This is a genomic window from Hymenobacter taeanensis, from assembly GCF_013137895.1.
GTDB lineage: Bacteria > Bacteroidota > Bacteroidia > Cytophagales > Hymenobacteraceae > Hymenobacter > Hymenobacter taeanensis.
In genome coordinates this window covers 3,595,331-3,619,680 of sequence record NZ_CP053538.1, presented here as the reverse complement: position 1 = coordinate 3,619,680, position 24,350 = coordinate 3,595,331, and the positions used below count along the sequence as shown (strand labels likewise).

Here is a 24,350-nt window from a genome sequence, read left to right as displayed (position 1 = left end):
TTCAGGCGGAGCACCCAGAAGTTGTCGGGCAGCTTCACCTTGGTAAACGACACGGCTTGGATAGGGTAGTCAGATCCTTGACCGCTTGCGCCAGGCCAGGGCTGGTAAACAGCCCGGCAGCAGAAAACGCTTCACAGGAAGCTGGTAAGGCGAAAGAACGAGACAATCAGGCCTGAGCTTATTTAGCGGTTGCCGTTCCACGCGTTGATATTCGATACAGCTTGGCGCCATGCCTACGCACATAGGGAGCAAAATTCCCTGTTACCTGGCCTAGCTGCTTGCCGGTCCACAGATCATGCACGGTGCAGGGCCCAGATAGGCCTAGCTGCGCCAGCGTCACGAAAATTTTGGCGGAATCGGCGGGCATGGGCCGCAACGGGTTTTTGGTGTAGACCAGGAACTGAAGCGTGCCGCCGGTATTCTGGGCGGCGCCCGCGTTGTCGAGGCCGGCCGTGGCCCGGAAGCGGGTGAAGCCGGCGGGCAGGTCGTACTCAATCAGGGAGTTGGAGTGTGTTCCGATGCCCTGCTCATACGTCTTCCCGGCTACCAGCAAATCGGCCCCCGATACACTTTTATTAGCCGTGACTTTACCCCAACCGGCCGAAGCGCTTTTCCAGGGCAGCGCGCTGAGCGGCACCGTTTGGCTCCCGTTGCTGAGCACGGGGTTGAGCCAGTCGGCGTGGTCCCAGGCAATGTCGTCGCCCCCATCACGCACGTTGAGATAGAGCTTGGTAGCGCCCGTAATGTCTACGTCTACGGACTGGATCTGGCCGGGCGTTTGGCGCGTGATGATGTTGCTGGCCCAGGCGGCCTCATTGGCAGGGGCCAGCTCCTGGTCCTGAGCGTTGAACAGACCCAGAAACTTGTCGCCGGTTTTGGGGTCGTCAGCGGTCCAGGCAATCAGGTTGTCGCGGCGGAAAAGCTGGCGGTTGTTGGTGCTGTTGTGGTGCATAGCCAGCACGGCCTTGTTGGTGAGCAACGACAAGGTGAAGGCATCGTTGCTGGGCAAATCGCCGCCAAACATCAGCGGAGAGCGGAAGATGCTCCAGAGGCTCATCAGCGTAAACTGTTCGTCGTGGGAGAAGCGGGTCATGCGGTCGTCGCCCCGCTCAGCCCGGATGCCCAGGTGACCGAGCGGCAGCATATCGGCATCGGGGAAAGCACCCGGCCGGATAAAGGGCGCCCAGCGGTTGCAGACATCAAAGTGCTCCTTGAGTTGCTCCCAGCTGTCCCAGAAATCACCCACGGTGCGCCACATGTTGGCGTTGGCCTGCACGTGCTTGGCTTCTGCAATGGGTGTTTCGCCGGGTGAGGTGCTGAGCACAATCTTGCGCCCCGACAGGTCAATAGCCTTCCGAATCATTTCCACCTCCGGCTTGTGGTAAGGCGACGACAGATCATCGACCTTCACAAAATCAACGCCCCACGAGGCATAGAGCTTGAACAGCGAGTTGTAGTACTCCTGTGCCCCTGCCCTACCTGCTACCACGGTGTACATATCGTGGAGCCAGCCGGCCTGGCCTTCCTTGGAGTAGATATCGGCGGCGGAGGCTTTGCTCCCAAAGATGGGGAGCTTGCGCTGCACAGCTATTACCGGCACGCCGCGCATAATATGAATGCCAAACTTCAGGCCCTTGGCGTGCATATAATCGGCGAGGGGCTTAAAGCCCTTTCCTCCTGCCGCCGACGGAAAGCGGTTTGGGGCCGGCACAAAACGTCCATACTCGTCAATATTCCACTCGGGGTTCTTCTCGTTGTAGCCATGGGCGGTGTCGTTGCCTACATACCACCGGATATCCACCACCACGTACTCCCAGCCATTACTTTTAAGGTTGGCAGCCATGTAGTCGGCGTTGGCTTTTACCTCGGCTTCCGTGACGGTGGGGCCGTAGCAGTCCCAGCTATTCCAGCCCATGGGCGGCGTAATGGCCCACTGGTGGAAGTCAGAATTAATGGGTGCTTTTTGAGCGAAAGCCAGGGCTGCAGTTAAACTCAGCAATCCGCTTAGTAAGGTGGTATGTCGTTTTTTCACAGCGAAAGACGTAGCAGGAAACAGGCTATAGTTAGAGCATGAGAAGCTTGCGGGTGGTGATACCAGCTGCCGTTTTTACCTGCACCACATAAGCTCCTGCTCCTAGGCCTGTTATAATTTCTGCGCTGCCACGGCCGGATAGCTCGCGGTGATATACAACCCGACCGCCCATGTCCGTGACCATGATGGTAGCAGCAGTGCCGGCGGGTAGTTGCACCGAGAAATTCCCATCCCGCGTAGGGTTAGGGAAAAGCTGAATCTGAGCCTCATGAGCTGAGCGGGCAGCCGTAACTGTGCTCACGGGAGTAATAGTCCAGCGCTGGTTTGCTTCGCCGGTATAGTCCAACAACTGTAGCACTGTTCCGTCGGTAGTAGAAGCATTGGGTACTCCAATTACCCGGTTGCCGTAGATATATGATAGCACGTACGAACCATCAGCCGCACGTTCTACCCAAAATCGCTGGCAGGTGAAAGGGGAAGCAGCCCGTATGCTCAAGGCTGTACCAGCTGCTTCATTGCAGTCAATCACATCGACATTAATGCCCTGTGATGAGGAGCCAATGATATAAACGCCGTTGCCTGTAGAACGAAGTCTCCACTGCTGGCAGTCCTGACCGGGAACAGCCGTGGTTTGTAGTAAGGGTTGCCTAGCTGTTACATCAATATTACACCCAGCGTAGGCCCACACCTTACCGCTAGTGGGGCTAGTAATAGTATAGGTAGCACTCGGCAGCCAGTCATGGGTGACAGCAGGCCAGCCGTTGGAATCCCAACTAAGGTTACTGATTCCCAGCGCAGGAGTTCCGTTGTGGAAACCATCATAGTAGTGAAACGAAAGAAAATTGACGCCATTTTCGGACAATAGACCCACATGGCCTGGGCCGTAATGGCTATCAAACCGGGCGTTGTTATTATCATCTCGGGCCAGGAAATCGGTGCCGCCGCCTGCCAGCAGATCAACGCCGTTTTTGTCAACAAAGGGGCCGTCAGGACTTGTAGAGCGCCCCATTTGCACGTAATAGGTGCTGTTGATGCCCGCGCAGCAAGTACCCCGATTGTAAAACAAGTAATAGTAGCCGCCATGCTGCATCATATAGGCCGCTTCATGCTCTGACTGCCCACTACCCGCTAGATTCTTCGCCACATTGTTAAGCCGCTTGCCAGTAGCGGGGTCCAGCTCGATGCTCCAGATACCGGTTAGGTGCGAGCCAAATACCATCCAAAACCGACCATTGGCATCATCAAACACGGCGGGGTCAATGCTGCCATACACGGTGCTGTTGTCGGAGTACACTACCATGCCTTGGTCCGTCCAGGTGGTGAGGTCTGTGCTGGTTGCTAGGCCTATAGCGCAGGGTCGCTGCCCCGTTGAGCAGGAATAGTACATGTAGTACTTGCCGTTCCGATAAATACACTCAGGCGCCCAAAAGAAACCCTTAAAATCAGACACATAGTTGTTAATCCAGCCTGGCCAGGTGCCGGCGGCAAACACCGTAGGAGCCGTTTGCCAGTGTACCATATCCGTGGAGGTAAGATGGTAGATCTGGTCACCGGTGCCCCAGGTATGGTACACCCCGTTGCGCTTAATAATGGTAGAGGGGTCGTGAATACCAGTCATACCCTGCAAGGCCAAGGAGGAATGGCCTATTAGCAGCAGAAACCCTAGAATAAGGAGCAGTTTGACCTTGTTACGTAACTGTGATAGCATGCGAAAAGGGGAAAAAAGCAGGCGGACGAGCGGTATAGCAGCTAAAGCTACAGTAATATACACAAACGATTGTGTATAGCTATGCAAAAAAGAAAGCCAGAGCCTAACGAAGCTTGGCTCTGGCTTTCTTTTTGAAATAACAATGCCGCTCAAGCACTTAGCTACAAATGGCTATTAGGCGGAGTATGGCCTACCGTTAGGATTATACTGTCTTATTGCACTACTACCTTCTGCGTATAAGTGCGGCCCGCTCCACTGACCTGCAGCAGGTAAAGGCCAGCCGGGACACCGGCTGCTATGGGCAGGGCCTCTTTGCCAGAGCTCGTGAGTGAATACACACGCTGGCCTTTCGCATCAGTTAGCTCTACCTGTACCACTGTTCCTAACATTTCAGGACCAAGCATAATGGTAAAGTGGCCGCGGGTGCTGGGGTTTGGGTAGAGGCTGAACTGCGCGGCTTTGGCAGGCTGCGCGGCCAAAACTTTAGCCGCTGTGGCGGGCGCAATACCCCATTTCTGACAGTTGTTGCCCAGATAATCGTAAAGGGCTAGCTGTACGCCAGCCGTAGCTGAACAGGCGGGCACTTCCACCACGCGGTTTCCATTCACTGATGACAACACATACGTGCCGCCACTAGCCCGCTCAATTTTGAACCGCTGGTTTGCTCCGCCGCTATAGGGATAGAGTTGCAGCACGGCCCCATTACTGGAGCTATTGCCATACACATCGGCAGCTAGACCTGCTCCTACCGCCGACGTGATCTTGTACTCGCCGTTTCCAACCGGCGTTAGGTTCCACTGCTGGCAGTTGAGGCCGGCGGGGCTGCCCTGGGCAATAGCTTGGCCCGAAGTACCCGTGCAGCCCCAGGCATCCCACACCAAGCCACTGTTCTGGTTGGTGAGCGTGTAACGGCCACTAGCCACCCAGTCGCGGGTGATAAAGGGCCAACTGGCAGCATCCCAGCCCATGTTGCTCACGCTTAGGCGCGCACGGCCATTTTGGTTGGAATCGTAGTAATGATGTGTGAGGTAGTTGGCGCCGCCTTCCTGAAACAGGCCTACGTGGCCGGGGCCCACGTAATTTCCGCTGGTGGCAATGAGGGTAGTACCGCCGTTGCGATTCAGATCAACACCGTTTTTGTCGAGGTAAGGCCCCGTGATACTAGTGGAGCGCCCCACCTGAATGTAATAGGTGCTGCTGGAGCCCTGACAGCAGGCGCCCTTATTGATGAACAGGTAGTAATAATTGCCGTTGCGCACAAGGTAAGGTGCTTCGCTCCCACTGTTGTTGCGTGTTACGCCATCGGCGGCCACGTTGCCGGCTATCCAGCTGAAGCTGGTACCGGAGCGCTTCCCCGTAACACCATCGAGCTTAATCAGGCCAATACCTTTGAAGAACGAGCCGAAGGTCATCCAGAGTCCGCCGCTGGCATCCGTTACAATGGCGGGGTCGATGGCGTTGAAGGCGCTGCTGGTAGTGCTGGAAATTACCTCGCCCTGGTCTACCCACTGGTAGCTGGGGTTGGCAGGGTCCAGGGTAACATTGGTGGCTAGGCCTATGGCCGAAACATTGGAGCCAAAGGCATCGGTGAGAGAGTAGTATAGGTAATACTTTCCGTTCCGATAGATGCACTCAGGGGCCCAGTAGTCGCCCTTAAAGTTGGGAGCCTTGGCCGCAATCCAGGCTGGGCGGATGCCGTTGAACACGGTTTTTGGGCCCGATTCCCACTTCACCAGGTCATAAGAATACATGGCGTAGATGTCGGTGCCGGTAGTAAATACCCAGTATTTGTTGCCATCCTTGATGATGCTAGATGGGTCGTGGCAGTTATCGTTTCCCTGGAGGGCATACGCGCCGGTATTGAGTCCCAGAGATAAGCCCAGCAGTAAAGCCAGCAGCTTAATAGAGCGGTGTAGTTTTATGGCAGCTGGCCATGAAGCTTTTTGGGGCTCCAACGATGAGGTGGTACAAGTAGTGTTCATGGTTGTGGTGGGGTTTGGTTGAGGAAAGAAGAGCGGTCAGAAACTAAAACGGGGTCGTGAACACAAATCACGACCCCGTTTTAGCGGTGTGGTACTGGCCTGGCAGTACCGTATAAGAGTGGCTAGTTGCATCTAGCCAGCGCCGGAAACACAAAACGCTTTCGGCTCAGGCTAAAGGCAGCCAACTGGCGCTAGGCCAGTGCTACCAGAATTTGACGTACAAGGCCGTCAGCATGAGCATGGTGATGACAATAAGCGACATGGTTTGGGCACTCACGCGGAACATGCCGGGGTTGAGCTGAATGGCGCGGGGGTTGATTACCGGCCCCGCCAGGCTCACTCCTACCATCAGCACCATCGTGATGGCGAACGACAGGCCCATGCAAATCAGGAAGGGGATTTCGTAGGCTCCGTGGCCGTTGGGGAAGGCAGTGTACAGTACGGTTTCAGTGCCCAGCACCGTGGGAGCGTAGTTGTTGAAAAATACCGACAGCGCAAAGCCCGCCAGAATACCCACAATACCGGCCGTAGCCGTAGTGCGCTTCCAGAACATGCCCAGCAGGAAGATGGCCAGAATACCGGGCGAGATGAAGCCCGTGTATTTCTGAATAAACTGGAAGCCGCCTTCGCCCCCGATACCCAGCAGGTCTTTCCACGTCATAGCCACGCTGAGCACCACGGCAGCCAGAATGGTCAGGCGCCCCACCCACACTTGCTTCTTCTCGGTGGCATCCTTGTTCAGGTAGCGCTTATAAATATCAAGGGTGAAGATGGTGGAGATAGAGTTTACCTTACCCGCCAATGAGGCCACAATGGCCGCCGTGAGGGCCGCCATGCTTAGGCCCTTCAGGCCATTAGGCAGGAAGGTGAGAATGGCCGAATACGCATTGTCGGAGTTGAAAGCCCCCGTAGAGGACATTTCGGCCTGCAAAGCTCCGTTTTTGTAGAGCACGTAGGCCGCAATGCCGGGTAGCATCACAATCACGGGCATCATCAGCTTCAGAATACCTGCGAACAGGATGCCGGTGCGCGCCGTGTGCAGGTCAGCGCCCAGGGCGCGCTGCGTAATGTATTGGTTACAGCCCCAGTAGTTCAGGTTTACAATCCACTGGCCAGCGAAGTACATGGCAATGCCCGGCAAGGCCAGATACTTATCTATTTCTACCTGCGGGGTGGTCTGGGTGGGCTTGTCGAAAATCATCCGGAAGTGGTCGGGGGCTTTGTCCATCAGGGTATTGAAGCCGGTGATGGCGCCTCCGCTCAAGCCAAAATGCTCACTTACCAGCGTAAGGGCAATGTAGGTGGTCACCAGGCCACCTACTACCAGCACTACCACCTGAATCACATCGGTGTAGCCTACCACCTTCATGCCCCCAATAGAGATGAGCAGCGAGAAGATGGCCAGCAGCACAATGATGATGTGGAAGCTGTCGCCACCAATCAGGTTGCTTAACGCCAGGGCACCCAGGTACAAAATGGAGGTTAGGTTAACCAGCACGTATAAAAACAGCCAGAAAATACTCATAATCAGGCTGAGCGTGGAGTTGTAGCGCTGCTCCAGAAACTGCGGCATCGTGAAGATCTTGTTCTTCAGATACACCGGCATAAAGAACACGGCCACAATGATGAGCACTACGGCAGCTACCCACTCGTAAGCGGCCACCGCCACCCCTACCTTAAAGCCCGAGCCGGACATGCCAATGAACTGCTCGGCGGAGATGTTGGAGGCAATCATGCTGGCCCCAATGGCCCACCACGTGAGCGAGCCTTCGGCCAGAAAGTAATCTTTGGTACTCTGCTCGGCCTTCTGCTTACTCTTATAGATGTAAAACCCGTAGGCCGAAACCCCAATCAGGTAAACGAAAAAGACCAAGAGGTCAAGCGTAGTAAGGTTATTACGCATGAGGTGGGAATTGCTATGCAGGAAGCGGGTTGAATGAACGAGGAGAATAGAATGGGCTTAGAATAAGACCAATAGTGGCCTAGCCGAAGCAACTCGCGGGCGGCCGTTGCAGCGGCTTTCACTTCCTGCCCGTGAGTTGCTTCGGAGGTACTCCCCCACTTTTTTGTTAATCGGCCGAAGTGGCCTAACGCTGGCTAAAGGCCACGTCGTTGTAGCGTAGTTCGTTTTTGAAAGTGCGCAGCTTGGTTTCGTCGTCGATGATGAGGTACTCGATGCCCGCCATTTCCGCGAAGTCTTCGAGGTACTCGGCGGTCAGGTTTTGGCTGTAGCCGGTGTGGTGAGCACCGCCGGCATAAATCCAGGCGGCAGCACCCACACTTAGGCTGGGCTTCACTTTCCAAAGCACGCGGGCTACGGGCAGGTTAGGCACATCCTGCTCGGGAGCTACAGCTTCTACCTCGTTCACAATCATGCGGAAGCGGTGGCCTAGGTCCACAATCGTAGCATTCAGGGCCGGACCAGCAGGGCAGTTGAATACCAAACGGGCCGGATCGGCCTTGCCCCCAATGCCGAGGGGGTGCACTTCTACTTTGGCTTTGCCTTCGGCAATGGTGGGGCAGATTTCCAGCATGTGCGAGCCGAGCACCTGCTCGTTACCGGGCTGGAAGTGGTAGGTGTAGTCCTCCATGAAAGAGTTGCCGCCGGGTAGGCCACTGCCCATCACTTTCATGGCGCGCACCAGCGCCGAGGTTTTCCAGTCGCCTTCGCCCCCAAAGCCGTAGCCCTCCGCCATCAGGCGCTGGGTGGCAATGCCGGGCAGCTGCGCCATGCCGTGCAGGTCCTCAAAGGTATCGGTGAACCCGATGGCCTTGTTGTCTTGCAGGAACTTGCGCATGCCCACCTCAATCTTGGCCGCCTCATGCAGTGACTCGCGCTGGCTACCACCTTCACGAAGCGCATCGCCCAGCTCGTACTCTTGCTCGTAAGTAGCCAGCAGCTCCTTCACCTGCTCGTCGCTTACCTCATTAATCACGGCCACCAGGTCGCCGATGCCATAGGTGTTCACGGAGTAGCCAAACTTGAGCTCGGCTTCTACTTTGTCGCCTTCGGTTACGGCTACGTAGCGCATGTTGTCGCCGAAGCGAATGATGCGGGCACCTTGCCAATCGGCCCAGGCGCAGGCGGCGCGGCTCCAGATGCTGAGGCGCTCCTGCACGTCCTGGCTTTGCCAGTGGCCTACCACCACTTTGCGCTTCAGGCGCAGGCGCGCGCCAATGAACCCAAATTCCCGGTCGCCGTGCGCCGACTGGTTGGTGTTCATGAAGTCCATGTCGATGTCGCCCCACGGAATGTCGCGGTTGAACTGGGTATGCAGGTGGGCCAACGGTTTCTGCAGAATTTTCAAGCCGTTGATCCACATTTTGGCCGGCGAGAAGGTGTGCATCCAGGCAATGAGGCCTACGCAGTTGGGGGTAGTATTGGCTTCCTGCACCAGCTTGGTGATGCCATCGGGGCCTGTCAGTACGTCTTTGTACACTACCTTGATAGGTAGCGCCTGGCCTAGGGCCTCCGCAATTTGCTGGGAGTGCTGAGCAACTTGCTCCACGGTTTCGGGGCCATAGAGGTGCTGGCTACCGGTGATAAACCAAGCTTCGTAGTGAGAGATATCAATCATGAGAAAAGGAGATTGGGCTCAGGAAAAGCCCGGTAAATCGATTGTGTAAATAGGTACAGAAGAATTTGCCGCTGGCCAGCATTGCTGCTTTTCAGGCGCAGAGCTGGCAGAAAGCATTAGCTCTGTCCGTAATAGGAGTTTGCACCATGCTTGCGCTCATAGTGCTTTTGAATGAGGGCTTCCTTCAGGCGGGGCACGTCGGGGCGCAGGGTGCAGCTGAGGTAGGCCATGCGGGCTACTTCCTCCAGCACGGCGCTGTGGTACACGGCTTTTTCTACCGTTTTACCCCAGGTAAAGGGCGCATGGTTGCTCAGCAATACCATTTCCACTTCCTCCGGCGAAAGCCCACGGCGCTGAAATTCCTTGATAATCTGCCTGCCCGTTTGGTGCTCATAGTCGCCCGCAATCATGTCATCAGACATGGGCGGCGCGCAGGGGATGTCGGCCGTGAGGTGGTCGGCGTGCGTAGTGCCCAGAATCGGGATATCCAGCTGCGCCTGAGCCCAGGCCGTGGCATAGGTGGAGTGCGTGTGCACAATGCCGCCAATATGCTCCCAGTGGCTGTAGAGTACCGCGTGAGTTTTGGTATCCGAAGAAGGCCGCTTGGTGCCTTCTACCATGTTGTTGGCGAAGTCCACAATCACGATGTCTTCGGGCTTTAGCGTGGCGTAGGGCACTCCGCTGGGCTTGATGGCAAACACACGCTGGCTGCGGTCTACCACGCTGGCGTTGCCGAAGGTGAAGAGCACCAGCCCTAGCTCGGGCAGCTGCATGTTGGCCTCGTAGCAGGCCTGCTTTAATTCCTGAAACTGACTCATGCTTGCTCAACCAAAGCGGTTTCGGCCACTTCACCGGCACGCTGCTCGGTGGCCTGTTCTACATAGTGCCCAAAGGCCTGGTACTGCTCGTAGCGGCGCTGATAATCAGCCACCCGAGCCGGGTTAGGCTCGTAGCTTTCGGCAAAGCCGTTGCCCATAGCCTTCTGCGCGGTTACCACATCGGGGTGGATACCGGCCGCCACGGCCGCGTACATAGCCGCACCCAGCGCGGGGGCCTGGTCCGACTCGGCCACCCGAATGGGGCGGTTCAGTACGTCGGCCAGCGTCTGCATCATAAAGGCCGATTTCTTGGCAACGCCGCCTAGGCCTATCACTTGCTTGATGGGAATACCTTCCTGCTCGAAGCGCTCTACAATTTGCTTGGAGCCGTAGCAGATGGCTTCCACCAGCGCCCGGAAAATATGCGGAGCGCTCGTACCCATTGTCAGGTTCATGATGGCGCCTTTCAGCGCCTGGTTGGCGTCGGGCGTGCGGCGGCCGTTTACCCAGTCAAGGGCCAGTACCGCCGACTCATCGGGGTTTACTGCGGCAGCCGCAATGTTCAGCTCGGCCATCATTTTGTCGCTTAGTTCAGCGCGCAAGGCTTCCTGCTGCTCGGGCGTCAGTACCGCTGATTGGGGCACCAACGTGCGCAGCGGCCACTCAATAACTCCCCGGAACCAGGCTAGCAAGTCACCCACGGCCGACTGCCCGGCCTCTAGGCCCAGCATACCCGGAATAACTGAGCCATCTACCTGGCCACAGATACCGGGTACCAGCTTCCCTCCTACTTCCTGCATGGGGGCTACCACAATATCGCAGGTAGAAGTACCCATCACCTTCACCATGGAATAGGCTTCAATTTCGCCGGCTAAAGCCCCCGCGTGGGCGTCAAATGAGCCAACTGCTACCACGGTGTTTGTGGTCAGGCCCAGGCGCTGCGCCCACTCCTCAGAGAGGTGCCCGGCTACCTCATCGGCAGTGTAGGTTTCCTGGAATAGCCGCTCGCGTAGGCCACTCAGCTTAGGCTCTAGCAGGGTAAGAAACTCTTCCGATGGTAGGCCACCCCAGTTCTCGTGCCACATGGCCTTGTGGCCCGCGGCGCAGCGGCTGCGCTTAAACGTAGCCAAATCACCGCCAGTAAGTAGTAGAGTCAGCCAGTCGCAGTGCTCCATCCAGGAGTAAGCGGCTTTCGCTACGGCCTCATCTTCCCGCACCACGTGCGCAATCTTGGCCCAAAACCATTCCGAGGAATAAATCCCCCCCTCAAACTGCGTAAAGTCCTCACCACCCCAGTGGCGGGCTTTTTCATTGATTTCGGCGGCTTCGGGTAAGGCCGTATGGTCTTTCCAAAGCACAAACATAGCGTTTGGGTTTTCCTCGAAGCCGGGCGTGAGGGCCAGAGCCACGCCGTGTTCATCCACGGCGCCAGGCGTTGAGCCGGTGGTGTCAACGGCTAGCCCTACAATTTGCTCGGCCGGAACGTGCTTGGCTACTTGGCGTACCGTGGCCTCCAGGCCCTCAATGTGGTCGAGGGGGTGCTGGCGAAACTGGTTCCTGGCAGCATTGCAGTAGCGCTGCTCTTTCCAGCGGGCGTAGTTATGCACGGCTTGGGCTACTTCGGCGCCCGTGCGGGCATCCACAAGCAGGGCCCGCACAGAGTCAGTGCCGTAGTCGATGCCAATGACGTATTTCATCAAGGGTAAGATTGAGAAGTTGTGAAGTTGAGAAAGGGCGGATTTGAGAAGTAAAATTCTGTGAACCTGGGTTTCTACACCTTCACAAATCCATCTTTACACTTATTTGCGCACACCAAACTGATAGATAGTAGTTGATTGCAGCGTTTGGCCGGGCTTAAGCGTGGTGCTGGGGAAGCTGGGCTGGTTAGGAGAATCAGGAAAGTGCTGGGTCTCCATGCAGAAGGCCGCGTGCTTGCCGTAGGTCAACCCATTTTTGCCCTTGAGGGTCCCATCGAGGAAGTTACCGGTGTAGAACTGCAGGCCTGGCTCAGTGGTGCGCACCTCCATAGTGCGGCCCGTGGTGGGCTCATATACAGTGGCGGCGGTGTGCATGCCGCTGGTCTGGTTGAGAATCCAGTTGTGGTCGTAGCCACCGGGCACCTGCGTAATTCGCTCCCCAATGGTATGGGGGGTGGTGAAATCAAAGGGCGTGCCTTTCACGGGGCGCAACTCACCGGTTGGTATCAGGCCGGCATCTACCACGTTGTAGCGGTCGGCGGCAATGGTTACCTCGTGGCCCAGGATATCAGGCTTCTGACCCAGAGCCAAGTTGAAGTAAGCGTGGTTGGTCAGGTTAACGGGTGTGGCCTTATCAGTGGTAGCCGAGTAGTCAATCTTCAGGGCGTCGTCGTTGGTGAGGGTGTAGGTTACCGTCACGTTCAGGTTGCCGGGGTAGCCCTCCTCCCCATCCTTGCTCAGGTACGTGAGCCTGAGCGTTTGGCCATCGGTGGAGGTGCCGGGCTCAGCCTGCCACATCACCTTATCGAACCCCTGCTTGCCGCCATGCAGGGTATTCTCGCCGTTGTTTTTGGCCAGCGTGTACTGCTTGCCATCTAAGGTAAATTTTCCGCCTTTGATACGGTTGCCATACCGGCCAATAAGCGCCCCAAAGTATGGCCCCGACTTCACGAACTCCGGGCTCTGGTAGCCGCTTACATCATCAAAGCCCAGTACCACGTCGCTCAGCTTGCCGTCTTTGTCGGGCACCAGAAGGCTGGTGATGGTACCACCGTAGTTGGTGATGGTAGCCTTCAGGCCGTGGGCATTGGTGAGGGTATAGAGCTGGGTTTCGGTGCCATTAGTGGCTTTGCCGAAGGAGGTAGTAGTAGGCGCTGCACTGGTGGCACCGGCAGCAGCCTGAGTAGAGTCGGTCATAGGTTGGGAAGCTTCAGTTGCCTGCTCAGTGGAGGCTGATTGGGTACATCCAACCAGGAGTAATAGGCTGGCAAGGCCAGTTACGCTGCTTGTCAGGAGGCCGGCACGAGAAATAGTGGTCATGAGCACAAGTGGGTTGGGAAGTTCTGGGTAGAGGACGGGAGAATAAGAGCTACTAAAGCACACAATAAAGGTACGCTAGGCCTGTAACCAGCGGGTTTTACGCTGCTGGCCCACAACTAACTACCTCACTTCTGCCTGGTTGGGTTGCATTTGCTGAGCCCTTACCCTACTGAAATGGTGTGTAAAGTAGAAAATGATTTCGAATTTACACAATCGTTTGTGTATTACTTAAGCTATTTAGCTAAATCGTTTTGCTGAGCCTGATATGCTTTTCTGCCACATAGCTTCCCTGTCCCGCGTGCATTGGCACCATTAGCTTTCTCTCTCACAAGCCTTAGAGTACCACCAGCTTTTGGCTGGTGGCTAACGCACCACGCCGCACTGCTATCTGGTACACACCAGGCGCCAAACCCGCTTGCACCGTTAAAGTAGTTAGCTGCTTGCTGAACTCCTGGCGGTACACAACGGCACCTTTCAGATCAGTTACCACAATCTGCGTTTCGGCCCCCAGCGGCTGTCCTGCTAACGCCACCGTGAAGCTCCCCGTTGAGGTGGGCTGCGGATAAATGCTCACCCCCTTCAGTAATTTTCGGTTGGTGCTGGTCAGCACACTCACGTTTGTTAGCGTCCAGCGTTGGCAGGAGCAGCCGTTGTAATCCCAGAGGCCTAGCTGCTGGCCTACGGTGGTAGAAGCATTAGGTACTTCTACTACTCTGTTGCCGTTTGCGGAAGCAAAAACCAAGGTACCGTCATTAGCCCGGTCAATGCGGAAGCGTTGGCAGAAGGCCCCCGTATAGGCACCTAGCTGCAGCTTTGCGCCGGCATCGGGAGAGCACCCGGCTACATCAGCCGCCAGGCCACCCAGGGCGTTAGTAATCTTATATTCACCTTCACCCAGGGGCGTGATGTCCCAGCGCTGGCAGTCAAGCCCAGCAGGCGTGCCCTGCGCAATCATTTGGCCCGCTACCCCGGTGCAGCCCCAGGCATCCCACACCAGGTTGCTGTTCTGGCTCCTGATTTCGTAACGGCCCGCCGTCACCCAGTCGCGGGTTACGCTAGGCCACCCGGCGGCCGTCCAGGTCAGCTTGGCTATTCCCAGCTTGGGGGCGCCGTTATCAAACCCATCGTAGTAGTGGTGCGAAAAGTAGCTTACTCCGTTCTCTTCATAGATGCCCGTATGCCCCGGCCCAATGTAGCGGCCGGCCGCGTTGAGCACCACCGTGCCGCCCCCGTTGTTCAGGTCTGCCCCGTTCTGATCTAGAAAAGGCCCGGTGGGCGATGCAGACCTACCCACCACCATGTAATAGGTGCTATTAACACCGTTGCAGCACGCACCGCGGTTTACGAACAGGTAATAGAAGCTGCCATTTTTGGTCAGGTAAGCGGCCTCGGGGTTTCCATTGGCTACGGCGTGCGTGGTGCCGCCGGTAGGCTTACCCGTAGTGGCGGAGAGCTGGGTAACTCTGATGCCGCCGAAGAATGAGCCGTAGGAAAGCCATACGTCGCCGTTGGTATCCCGGAACACGGCCGGGTCAATGGCATTCACGTCGCTGCTGGCGCTGGTAGAAACTACCTCGCCCTGGTCTTCCCACTTGTAGTTGGGGCTGGTGGGGTCCAGCGTAACGTTGGTAGCCAAACCTATGGCCGACACTTTGGAGCCGAACGTGGAGCAGGAATAGTAGAGGTAGTATTTGCCATTGAGGAAGATGCACTCCGGCGCCCAGAAATTGCCCGCGAAGCCCGGCACCTTGCCGTTAATCCAACCTGGGTAGGCGTTGTTCACAAACACCGTTCGGGGCCCGGGCGTCCAGTTTACCAGGTCAGTTGAGTACATGCTGTAGATGCCCTGGCCGGTGGCAAAAATCCAGTACTTATTGCCCTCCTTTACAATGGTTGACGGATCATGCACCCCCAGCGCGCCCTGTAAAGCACAAGCCGGAGCGCTAGGCCACCCCAGCAGCACAATCAGGAGCGCTCCTAGCTGCAGCAGGTGGCGCAAAGGCCCGCGCGCTGCTTTGGCACGCCGGGCGGAATGTATAGATGGTATCATGTGTAGAGTTAGATGGTGAGGATGAAGGCAAACTGGCACCCAAAATGTAGCTTACTCGCCGCTGGGCTTGGCAATGGGGGTATTAATGGCCACCGGCACCCCAAAGTTGGGCGTACCATCGGGATTCCAGGTGTACCTCTGCATGCGAGGGTTGCGCTTGTCTACGCAGCCCTCATTGGGGTTAGAGTTGGCGTGGTATATAATCCAGTCCTCTTTCCCATCCTTTGAGGTAAAGAATGAATTGTGCCCCGTAGCAAAGGCCCGGTTGGCCGCGTCCTGGGAGAAAACGGGTTTATCTGACTTCTTCCAGGAGGCCGGCAGCAGCGGATCGGCGGTGGCATCGGTGGTGAGCATGCCCAGGGCGTATTGATCGGTGCCGCAGAAGCTGGCTGAGTATACCAGGAACGTTTTGCCGCCGTGCTTCAGAATCTCGGGCCCTTCATTCACGTAAGGAGGCCCTACGTTTTCCCAGATATACTCGGGGTGCGAGAGTTCAACGCGTGGCCCTATGAGCGTCCAGGGGTTGCCCATCTGGGAGATGTAAATGCGCTGGATGCCATCAACCCCATTGTGGCCCGACCAGATGAAGTAGTGCTTGCCGTTTTGCTCCAGCACGGTCCCGTCGATGGCCCAGAAATCTTCGGGTGAGCTAAACAAGCGGCCTTTGTCGGTCCAGGTGCCCGTGGTGGGGTCAGTGGCTGCATTTTCTACTACCCAGGTGCGCTGCCGGCCCAGGTCGGGGCCGGCGGGGCCCGCCGAGTAGTAGATGTACCACTTGCCATCAAGAAAATGTAGCTCCGGCGCCCACAGGTTGCCGGCGGCATTACCCGTGCTGGGCGGCGTCCAGACTACCTTGCTGGGAGCCGTGCGCAACTCCGACATGGCCGCCGTCTTCCAGATTTCCAGCCGGTTGTTGAGCGTGTGCATGTAGTAGTAGTACCCGTCCTTTTGGGTTACCCACGGATCAGGACCCGATGCCAGCAACGGGTTGGTAAACGTGGCCGACGACGTAATAGGCGGCACTACCACGGGCGGCACTATTGCCGCGGGGGCTGGCGCAGGTTTCTGGCAGCCTGCTGCTACTAGCACTACCCCCGCCAGCGTGGCGTAGGCCAGGTGCGAAAATCTTCTCATACACTTAAATCAAGCGGGGCACTAGCTACCCGTTAGAAGAATAACAGCCGCTCCTGGCGGGCCCGGAGCGGCTGTTTTACTTACACCGGGGGTTAGTAGCCGGGGTTCTGCTTTACATTGGGGTCAATGTCAATATCAGACTGCGGAATGGGCAGCAGCTTTGATTTGCCCAGCACAAAGTTGCCGAAGTCGGCGTCGCGCGTTTTTAGGTCGTCAATGCCCGTTTGGTTATCAAGCAAGCCCCACCGGATAATGTCGTACCAGCGCTGCCCTTCACCCGCCAGCTCCTTGGCCCGCTCATTACGCATCTGCAGCCGGAGGCTATTCTGAGTGAAATTGCCAGCCACCAGCGGCGCCAAACCTACCCGCTGCCGAACCTGGTTTACCAGTGGCACGGCGGCGGCGGTTTGTCCCTGCTCATTCAGCGCTTCGGCCTGCAGCAGCAACACATCGGCGTAGCGAATAACACGGAAATTGATGCCCGAGGTGAAGTTTTCCGGGGTGGTGCGGGTACGGTCGTTCAGGTACTTGCGCCAGTACTGCTGGCTGGGATTGTAGCCCAGCTCAGCAAAGGTTTTACCGTAGAAGCGGTCGGGGTTGAGGTTGCTGATGATAGAAATATCGCGGCGGGGGTCAATGCGGTGCTTCGTGGTGCTGCCCGCGGCAAAGGCCACCGTTGAGTCGGTGTAGGCATCGAGCAGCCAGCGGCGGGGCTGCACATCAGAGAACGTGTAAATAGGCGGCCCAAAGAAGTTGGGGCGGTCGTAGGCCTCTGAGGCGGAAGCATTGTCCTGGCCCTGGCCTACGTCGAGGGGAGAGCCTGTGTACTGCACCTCAAAAACCGATTCGCTGTTGTTCTCATTGGTCTCCGTGAAGTTATCCAGGTAGTTGGGTACCAGGGAATACACATTGGAGTTGATAACCTGAGCCAGCAAGGCTGAGGCATCGGACCACCGACGCTGCTGCAGGTACATCTTAGCTAGCAGAGCCTGCGCGGCCCCCTTGGTGGCGCGGCCCCGGTCAGCACCGGAGTAGGTGAGCGGCAGGTTCGGGATGGCGGCCTGCAGATCGGCAATTACCTGGGCCTGCACCTGCGCCGGAGTGGCTTGCGTGGCACGCGTAGACACCACCGATTCGGTGATGATGAGCGGAACGTTGCCAAAAAACGACTCCAGATCGAAATACATCAGTGCCCGTATGAACTGGGCTTCCCCCAACAGGCGGTTCTTCAGCACCGGATCCATGTTGATATCGGGCACGTGGGTAATTACCTGGTTGGTCCGATAAATGGTGCGGTAGTAATCATTCCAGGCGAAGGAGGAAATGAAGAAGTTGTTATCGGGCTGAATGAAGCGCGTGAAGTTGGCCAGCTCAACAAACGGACTCTGGCTGTACGACTCATCGGAGCGGGCCGTAATAAACTGCCAGGAGTGGCCGTAGCAGGCATACTGCTGAATGCCCGAGTAGCAGGCATATACGCCCTTGATGGCATCGTCCTGGCTTTTCCAGAACTGCGCCGTAGAGGGAGCATTGGGGTTGGTTTTATCCAGTAGGTCCTTCTCGCAGCCAGTGGCAAAGAGCAAGGACCCCGCTAGCAACAGAGCGGGAATTTTATTCAGTTTCATACAAGTAAAAGCAAGACGGTTTACCAGTAGGCCACCCGCTGCAGGTGGCCCGCTGAGCTATTAGAAATTAACCTGCACGCCGCCCGTGAAGGTGCGCACGTTGGGATAGGCGCCATCATCGATGCCGCGGCCATAGAATCCCGTACCGGTTATTTCCGGGTCAAAGCCCGAGTACTTCGTGAACGTCACCACGTTTCGGCCTGTCACGTACACCCGCACGCTACCCAGGCTGGGCACTTTGCTGGTCAGTACTTTAGGGAAGGTGTACCCAATCTGAATGTTCTTCAAACGCAGGTAGTCTCCGTCTTCGAGCCAGCGGGTGGAGTTGAACAAGGCATTGGATGCAGCAGCCAGGCCCAGGTCGCCGGCGCCCCCACCCTGCAACAAGCGGGGCGTAGTAGTAGAGGGGTTTTCGGGCGTCCAGGGGTGCACATCACGCTCATAGTTGTTGGGGCCGTTGTAGCTTTCCAGGGCCGCCTTAGAGCGGTTAAACACCTGGTTACCCGTTACGGCCTGCAGGAACACCGACACATCAAAGCCCTTGTAGGCGGCGCTGAGGTTGAGGCCCATTTGCAGCTTGGGGAAAGGCGTGCCCACAAATACCCGGTCGCGGGTGTCAATCACGCCGTCGCCGTTTGAGTCTTTGTAGCGCACGTCGCCGGCTGATGCGTAGGGCTGAATTACTTTCCCATCGGCGTTGCGGTAGTTCTGCACCTCATCCTTCGACTGGAAAATGCCATCGAACGGAATCAGGTAGAAAGCCCCAACCGGCTGGCCTACCTGCGTGCGGGTAAGGCCAATACCGTCGGAGAACGACTGGCCTTCGGTGGGCACCTTGGTTACCCGGTTTTTCACCGTAGTCAGGGTAAAGTCGGCGCCGTAGGTGAAGGCGTTGCGATTCTCGTGGTAGCCCAGGGCCAATTCAAAGCCCCGGTTTTCGAGGTTACCCGCATTCTGGAATACGGCCCCGCCAAAGTTGCCCAGGTACACCGGAATAACCACCGGAGCCAGGGCTTTCTTGGTTTCGGAAATGTAGTAGTCCGCCGACAGCGTAAAGCGGTTGTCCAAGAAGCCTACGTCAATGCCGGCATCTTTCGTGTAGCGCTCCTCCCACTGAATGTCGGGGCTGCTTAGGGTAATCTGGGCAGAGCCGTTTACAATGTTGCCGTTGCCGTCAACGTAGTTCACGTTTTGGTTGATGATGGGTGCCGTGAGGTAGTTGCCGCCGTAGGCCCCACCCAGGCCATCGTTGCCGTTTACGCCGTAGCTGGCGCGCAGCTTCAGGTTATTAACTGCCGGTACGGAAGTCTTGAAAAACTCTTCTTCGCTCAACCGCCAGGCCACTGAGCCTGCTCCAAAGTTGCCCCAGCGGTTCTCGGGTGCAAACTTAGAGGACCCATCGCGGCGGAAGCTGCCCGAAACCAGATAGCGGTTCTTGTAGTCGTAGGTTACCTGGCTGAAATAGGAGCGCTTGGAGTTTTCAATGGTGGCACCACCGCTGATACCAGCAACCGGGCCCGCATCGAGCTCAAAATAGTACTGAGGAGCACTCGTAAAACCCTGGCGCTGCACGGTAGTATTGTGCTGCCGGTAGCGCTGCTCTGAGTAGCCAACAATACCGTTTACGTGACTATCGCCGAAGCTTTTGTTGAAATTCAGTGTGTTCTCCGTCAGCAGGAACACGTCATAGCCCTGAAACTCACTCAGGAAGGAGGTGTTAATGGCGGTATTCTGCCGAATGATACCCGCCTTCTGAGCATCGGAGTTGCTATAAACGTGCCCGTCGATGGCCATATTGAGTCGATACGACAGGAAGTCGAAAATGGAAACATCGGCCGATACGTTACCGGCAATGCGGTTGTCGTTCTGCTTGCGGTTTAAGAGCGACTGCGCCCCAATGGGGTTAGTGGCAAACGTGTTGAGCGTGGTGGAGCCCGTACCGAAACCGCCCTCGTTGCGGGGGTCATACACGGGTATGCTGGGCAGCATCAGCAACACATCAATGAAGGGAAAGCCGTTGAGCAGGGTGCGGTTGATGTGGGTTAGCTGCACATTCTCCTGAAACTTCAGGCGGCCCCGGGTCAGGCCCGAGTTAAGGCGCAGGCTGTAGCGCTCAAAGTTGGGGCCCTTCACAATGCCCTGCTGGTGGAAGTACTCCCCCGATATCAGGAAGTTGCTGGCCGATTTCTCGCCGCTGGTACCGCCCGAAAAAGTCAGGTTGTAATCTTCCACCCGTCCGGTCTGGAAGAACTCCTTTTGCCAGTCGGTGTCAATGGTAGGATCAAACTTTCCGCCCGGGCCTTTCACAGCCCCAGCCAAGCTGTTCTGGCCGGCATTAAGGGGGTCCAGACCGGCGTTGGTGTAGGCCTGCACGGCCCGGTCGGCCCACTCGCTGGCGTTGGTGAGGTTATAGCGTTTGTAGAGCTGATCAACGCCCGCATACGCATTTAAGCTAATGCTAGGAACGCCTGACTTACCTTTTTTGGTGGTAATCTGCACTACCCCATTGGCCCCCCGCGAGCCATAGATGGCCGTAGAGGAAGCATCTTTCAGCACATTCAGGGTCTCGATATCGTTGGGGTTCAGGTCGCGGATGTTATCCGTCCATAAGCCATCAATAACGTAGAGAGGGGCACTGCTGGCGTTACCCAACGTACCAATACCCCGGATGGTGATAACCGGCGCTTCGCCTGGGCTGCCCGAGCCTTGCACCTGCACGCCCGCAACCCGCCCCTGCAACGACTGGGTAACGGTTGCTACCGGCGCCTTCACGGCTTCTTTCACGTCAAGGCTGCTCACGGCGCTGCTCACGTTCTGGCGGTCTTGCGCCAGGTAGCCCACCACCACTACCTCATTGAGGCTACGGCTGTCGGGAGCCAGGCTTACGTTTACCGAGGTGCGGCCACTCACGGGCACTTCCTGGGAAGTATAGCCAACGAAGGAAAACACAATGGTACCATTGTCGGGGGCCGTGAGGGTATACCGGCCTTCAATATCGGTTTGGGTGCCAACGGTGGAGCCTTTGACTACCACGTTCACGCCGGGCAAGCCGACTCCTTTCTCATCCACTACCCTACCCGAAACAGTAATGTCGGGCTGGGCGATTTCTGCGGACAGAGACAGGCGCGCCTCTGGGGTAGCCGCCGCCAGTACCGATGGGATAGGCAGGCAACACATGAGGGCCGGTAGGGTAAGCCGGCGCAGTTTGGGTATGGGCTTTCTCATGAGAAAAAATTGTGGGAATTGAGGTGAATTAACACAAACGATTGTGTGATAAAGAGACTGCACAAACGATTGTGTGATGGGGCAAAAAAAAAACTGTTGTTAGAAATTCCGGCGTAAAAAGCCGCCTACACCATGTTTGAGGCGTATTTCTTACCTCACGCGTGCTTAAGCCATGGTGTTGGTTGAGTAAGGTTAGTAAAAACGTAACAAATAACCAACAAATTATTACAGACTGTCCTACTGTCCAGCTATTTCTTTATTTCTGCTACTGCCCGGAAAAAAGTCTCCCTGTCATCTTTCGCCTGGTTAAGAACAGGTCTATAGCACTACTTACAACCCAGTGGTTTATGCTCCCCAGCCCTGGCTATACCTACTGTGCACTACCCCACTACCCGGAAAAGCTACGCCGGCAACCCATTGCCAGTCACGAAAGTGAGCTGGCAGCGTGGCTTCTACTATACGGCAAGAGCAAGGCCTAGAGCACTGCGCTTACCTCATGATACCAATCCAGGCCTTACAGGCTGCAATGGCCTGGATTGGTATTATGAGGTAAGCGCGGTGCTCTAGGCTACATTATGCAAAGTGGCCTAGAGGCTGTGGGCATAGTGGTTACTTAGTAGTTAAACTTACCACGGCGCTTTTCAGGCCCTTGCCCGTTACCTTCAGCTGGGCAGGGCCGGCTTTGTCAGTTGTCTGCACAATTGCCACCACTTGCCCCTGAAAGGCTTTCATGCGGGGTACGTGAAACAGCTCCAGGCTAGCGGCATTGCCGTTGGCGGCCGCCCGGAAACGGCCCGCGCCGCTCACGGCAAACTGCAGTTCATTGGTTGCCTCAGGGCAGAGGTTGCCCTGAGCATCTTCTACGCGGGCCGTCACGTAGGCCAGGTCCTGGCCGTTGGCGGTGAGGGTGGTGCGGTCGGCAACCAGCTTAATATGGTGGGGCTTACCTGCTGTCTTTACTTCCTCCTCCCCTACAGCTTTACCCTGGGCATCGTAGGCCACTACCTTGATGGTGCCAGGCTCATACTTCACATCATTCCACATTAGGCGGTAGCGCTCCTGCGGGGTACCCGTGGTTGATTTTGTTTGGCGGCCCTGGCTTTTGCCATTCACAAACAACTCGGCTGAGGGGTAGCTGGTGTAGCAGTATACGGGGGTAATTTGGCCTTCACGGCCGGGCCAGGTCCAGTGGGGCAGCAGGTGCAGCGTGGGAGACACGCTGTTCCAGCGGGCACGGTACAGGTAAAACCGGTCTTTGGGCATGCCGGCCAAGTCCAGAATACCAAAGTAGGAGCTGTGGGAAGGCCAGCTCTCATCGTAAGGCGTGGGCTCCCCCAGGTAGTCAAAGCCAGTCCAGACAAACTCGCCCAACATGTAGGGCAGGTCATCTTGCTTCACAAATTCCTCATCGGGGGTCTGCGACCAGTTGCAGACTTCCAGGTCATAGGACGACGACTGATTATCGGGGTACTTCTTATCCTTGGCTTTTACTACCGGAAACTTATATACCCCGCGGGAGCTAACGGTAGAGGCCGTTTCGGAGCCCAGCAGGAAGCCCTGGGGCAATTTGCTGTAGGCCTCTTCGTAGCGGTGAGGCTTATAGTTGAAGCCCGGAATATCGAGCACGGAGGCAAAGTTGTTCTTGATAGCATCGTCGATGCGGTCCATGCCGGCAGTTACGGGCCGGGTGGGATCTTCGCGGTGCACAATATCCTGGAGCTGCTTGGCCAGCTTGTTACCGCCAGGCATACTCTGGTCGGGCACCTCATTGCCAATACTCCACATAATAACCGACGGGTGGTTCCGGTCGCGGTGCACCATATTCACTAGGTCTTTCTCGGCCCACTGATCAAAGTATTGGCTATAGCCATTTTTCACCTTAGGCGTCTTCCACTCGTCAAATGATTCTACCATCAGCATAAAGCCCATTTCATCGCAGAGGCTCACCAACTCAGGCGCGGGCATATTGTGGGAGGTTCTGATGGCATCGCAGCCCATTTCCTTGAGCAGCGTAAGCTGCCGGCGCAGCGCAGCCACGTTTATGGCAGCACCCAGGGGGCCCAAATCGTGGTGGTTGCACACGCCCTTAAACTGCCGAGGCTGCCCATTCAGCGAGAACCCTTTGGTGGGCTCGAACCGAAATGAGCGGATACCGAAGCGGGTAGTATACTCATCGCGCAGCTCTTCGCCGGCAAACAGCCTGGAGTGGGCCGTGTATAGGGCCGGCGTTTCCGGCGACCATAGTTTGGGCGATTTTACCACCAGGTTTTGCTCAAACTCCTGCCCATCGGTGGCCAGCAGCGGAGTGCTTGCCGTGGCTACTACCTGCCCGGCAGCATCCCTAATCTCTGTTTGCAGGCGCAGGTTTGCAGAGCCTGTGCGGGTGGGAGCTTCTACTTTGGTTCTAAGTTTTACCTTGGCGTAGTCGGCCGTTATTTCAGGGGTAGTAAGGTAGGTACCCCACACCGGAATGTGTACGTCGTTGGTCACAATCAGGTGCACGTTGCGGTAGAGCCCGGCGCCGGGGTACCAGCGCGAGGCCTCCGGCTGGTTTTGCAGGCGCACGGCCAGGGTATTGTTGCTGCCCGGTTCGAGGAAAGAGGTGATATCGAAGAAAAAGGAGTTGTAGCCGTAGGGCCAGGAGCCCACCTCTCGGCCGTTCACAAACACGTGGGCATTGCTCATGGCCCCATCAAAAAGCAGCACGGCGCGCTTCCCGGCGCCAAACCCTGGCACCGCCAGCGGCCGCCGGTACCAGCCCGTCCCGATGAAGGGTAAGCCTCCCGTTCGGCCGGCTTTCAAAGTAGCTTTCTGCTCGTTGTTCTGCTCAATTTTTACGGCTTGCAGGTCATTGTTGCCATCAAACGGGCCGTAAATAGCCCAGTCGTGGGGCAGCGTTACGGTTTGCCAGCTTTTATCATTGAAGTTCGGGCGGGCGGCATCGGGCACATCACCTTTCGTGAACTTCCAGTTGGTATCCAGTACGTATTCCTGGCGGGCCTGCGCCGAGGCTAATTGAGTAGTTAGCAGCATGAGCAGGGCGCCAAACAGCATAGCTCGGGCGCTGGCTAACCAGAAGCAGATTGGTTTCATAAAAAGCAGGAAGTGCTGACAATATCCAGCCACAAAGTACGGCTGATAGCGAAGGGGAACCCCTCAAGGTGGCCGCAAGCTACGGTAT

General features: G+C 56.7%; 13 protein-coding genes. All 13 read right to left on the bottom strand.

Annotation, left to right across the window (positions count from 1 at the left end; all coding sequences use genetic code 11):
- Window positions 1-178: 178 nt before the first annotated feature.
- Entirely contained in the window at window positions 179-2,032 is a 1,854-nt protein-coding gene (locus tag HMJ29_RS15235; protein WP_171592295.1) for an NPCBM/NEW2 domain-containing protein, read from the bottom strand.
- 31 nt (window positions 2,033-2,063) lie between these two features.
- Window positions 2,064-3,740, bottom strand: coding sequence for a family 43 glycosylhydrolase (locus HMJ29_RS15230; RefSeq protein WP_171592294.1), 1,677 nt, complete (start codon window positions 3,738-3,740; stop codon window positions 2,064-2,066).
- A gap of 212 nt (window positions 3,741-3,952) precedes the next feature.
- Window positions 3,953-5,722, bottom strand: coding sequence for a family 43 glycosylhydrolase (locus HMJ29_RS15225; protein ID WP_171592293.1), 1,770 nt, complete (start codon window positions 5,720-5,722; stop codon window positions 3,953-3,955).
- Window positions 5,723-5,924: 202 nt separating this feature from the next.
- A complete protein-coding gene (locus HMJ29_RS15220) occupies window positions 5,925-7,625 on the bottom strand; it encodes a sodium:solute symporter family transporter (RefSeq protein ID WP_171592292.1) in 1,701 nt (566 codons plus the stop codon).
- Window positions 7,626-7,809: 184 nt separating this feature from the next.
- Entirely contained in the window at window positions 7,810-9,300 is a 1,491-nt protein-coding gene (gene araA / locus HMJ29_RS15215) for an L-arabinose isomerase (protein ID WP_171592291.1), read from the bottom strand.
- 116 nt (window positions 9,301-9,416) lie between these two features.
- Complete coding sequence (locus HMJ29_RS15210; protein WP_171592290.1) at window positions 9,417-10,118, bottom strand: L-ribulose-5-phosphate 4-epimerase; 702 nt, start codon at window positions 10,116-10,118, stop codon at window positions 9,417-9,419.
- Window positions 10,115-11,815, bottom strand: coding sequence for a ribulokinase (locus HMJ29_RS15205; protein ID WP_216634064.1), 1,701 nt, complete (start codon window positions 11,813-11,815; stop codon window positions 10,115-10,117). Before HMJ29_RS15205 ends, HMJ29_RS15210 begins: the two co-directional genes overlap by 4 nt.
- 102 nt (window positions 11,816-11,917) lie before the next feature.
- Window positions 11,918-13,012, bottom strand: a complete 1,095-nt coding sequence (locus HMJ29_RS15200) for an aldose epimerase family protein (RefSeq protein WP_171592288.1) — start codon at window positions 13,010-13,012, stop codon at window positions 11,918-11,920.
- 457 nt (window positions 13,013-13,469) lie between these two features.
- On the bottom strand, window positions 13,470-15,185 hold the full coding sequence (locus tag HMJ29_RS15195) for a family 43 glycosylhydrolase (protein WP_171592287.1): 1,716 nt from the start codon (window positions 15,183-15,185) through the stop codon (window positions 13,470-13,472).
- Window positions 15,186-15,236: 51 nt separating this feature from the next.
- On the bottom strand, window positions 15,237-16,319 hold the full coding sequence (locus tag HMJ29_RS15190; RefSeq protein WP_171592286.1) for a glycoside hydrolase family 43 protein: 1,083 nt from the start codon (window positions 16,317-16,319) through the stop codon (window positions 15,237-15,239).
- 92 nt (window positions 16,320-16,411) lie between these two features.
- Window positions 16,412-17,944, bottom strand: a complete 1,533-nt coding sequence (locus HMJ29_RS15185; RefSeq protein ID WP_171592285.1) for a RagB/SusD family nutrient uptake outer membrane protein — start codon at window positions 17,942-17,944, stop codon at window positions 16,412-16,414.
- A gap of 60 nt (window positions 17,945-18,004) precedes the next feature.
- Window positions 18,005-21,169, bottom strand: a complete 3,165-nt coding sequence (locus HMJ29_RS15180; RefSeq protein WP_171592284.1) for a SusC/RagA family TonB-linked outer membrane protein — start codon at window positions 21,167-21,169, stop codon at window positions 18,005-18,007.
- A 609-nt stretch (window positions 21,170-21,778) separates the two neighbouring features.
- The gene (galB, locus tag HMJ29_RS15175; RefSeq protein ID WP_244679187.1) at window positions 21,779-24,262 is read right to left on the bottom strand and encodes a beta-galactosidase GalB; all 2,484 of its coding nucleotides are present in this window, start codon (window positions 24,260-24,262) and stop codon (window positions 21,779-21,781) included.
- Window positions 24,263-24,350 lie beyond the last annotated feature (88 nt).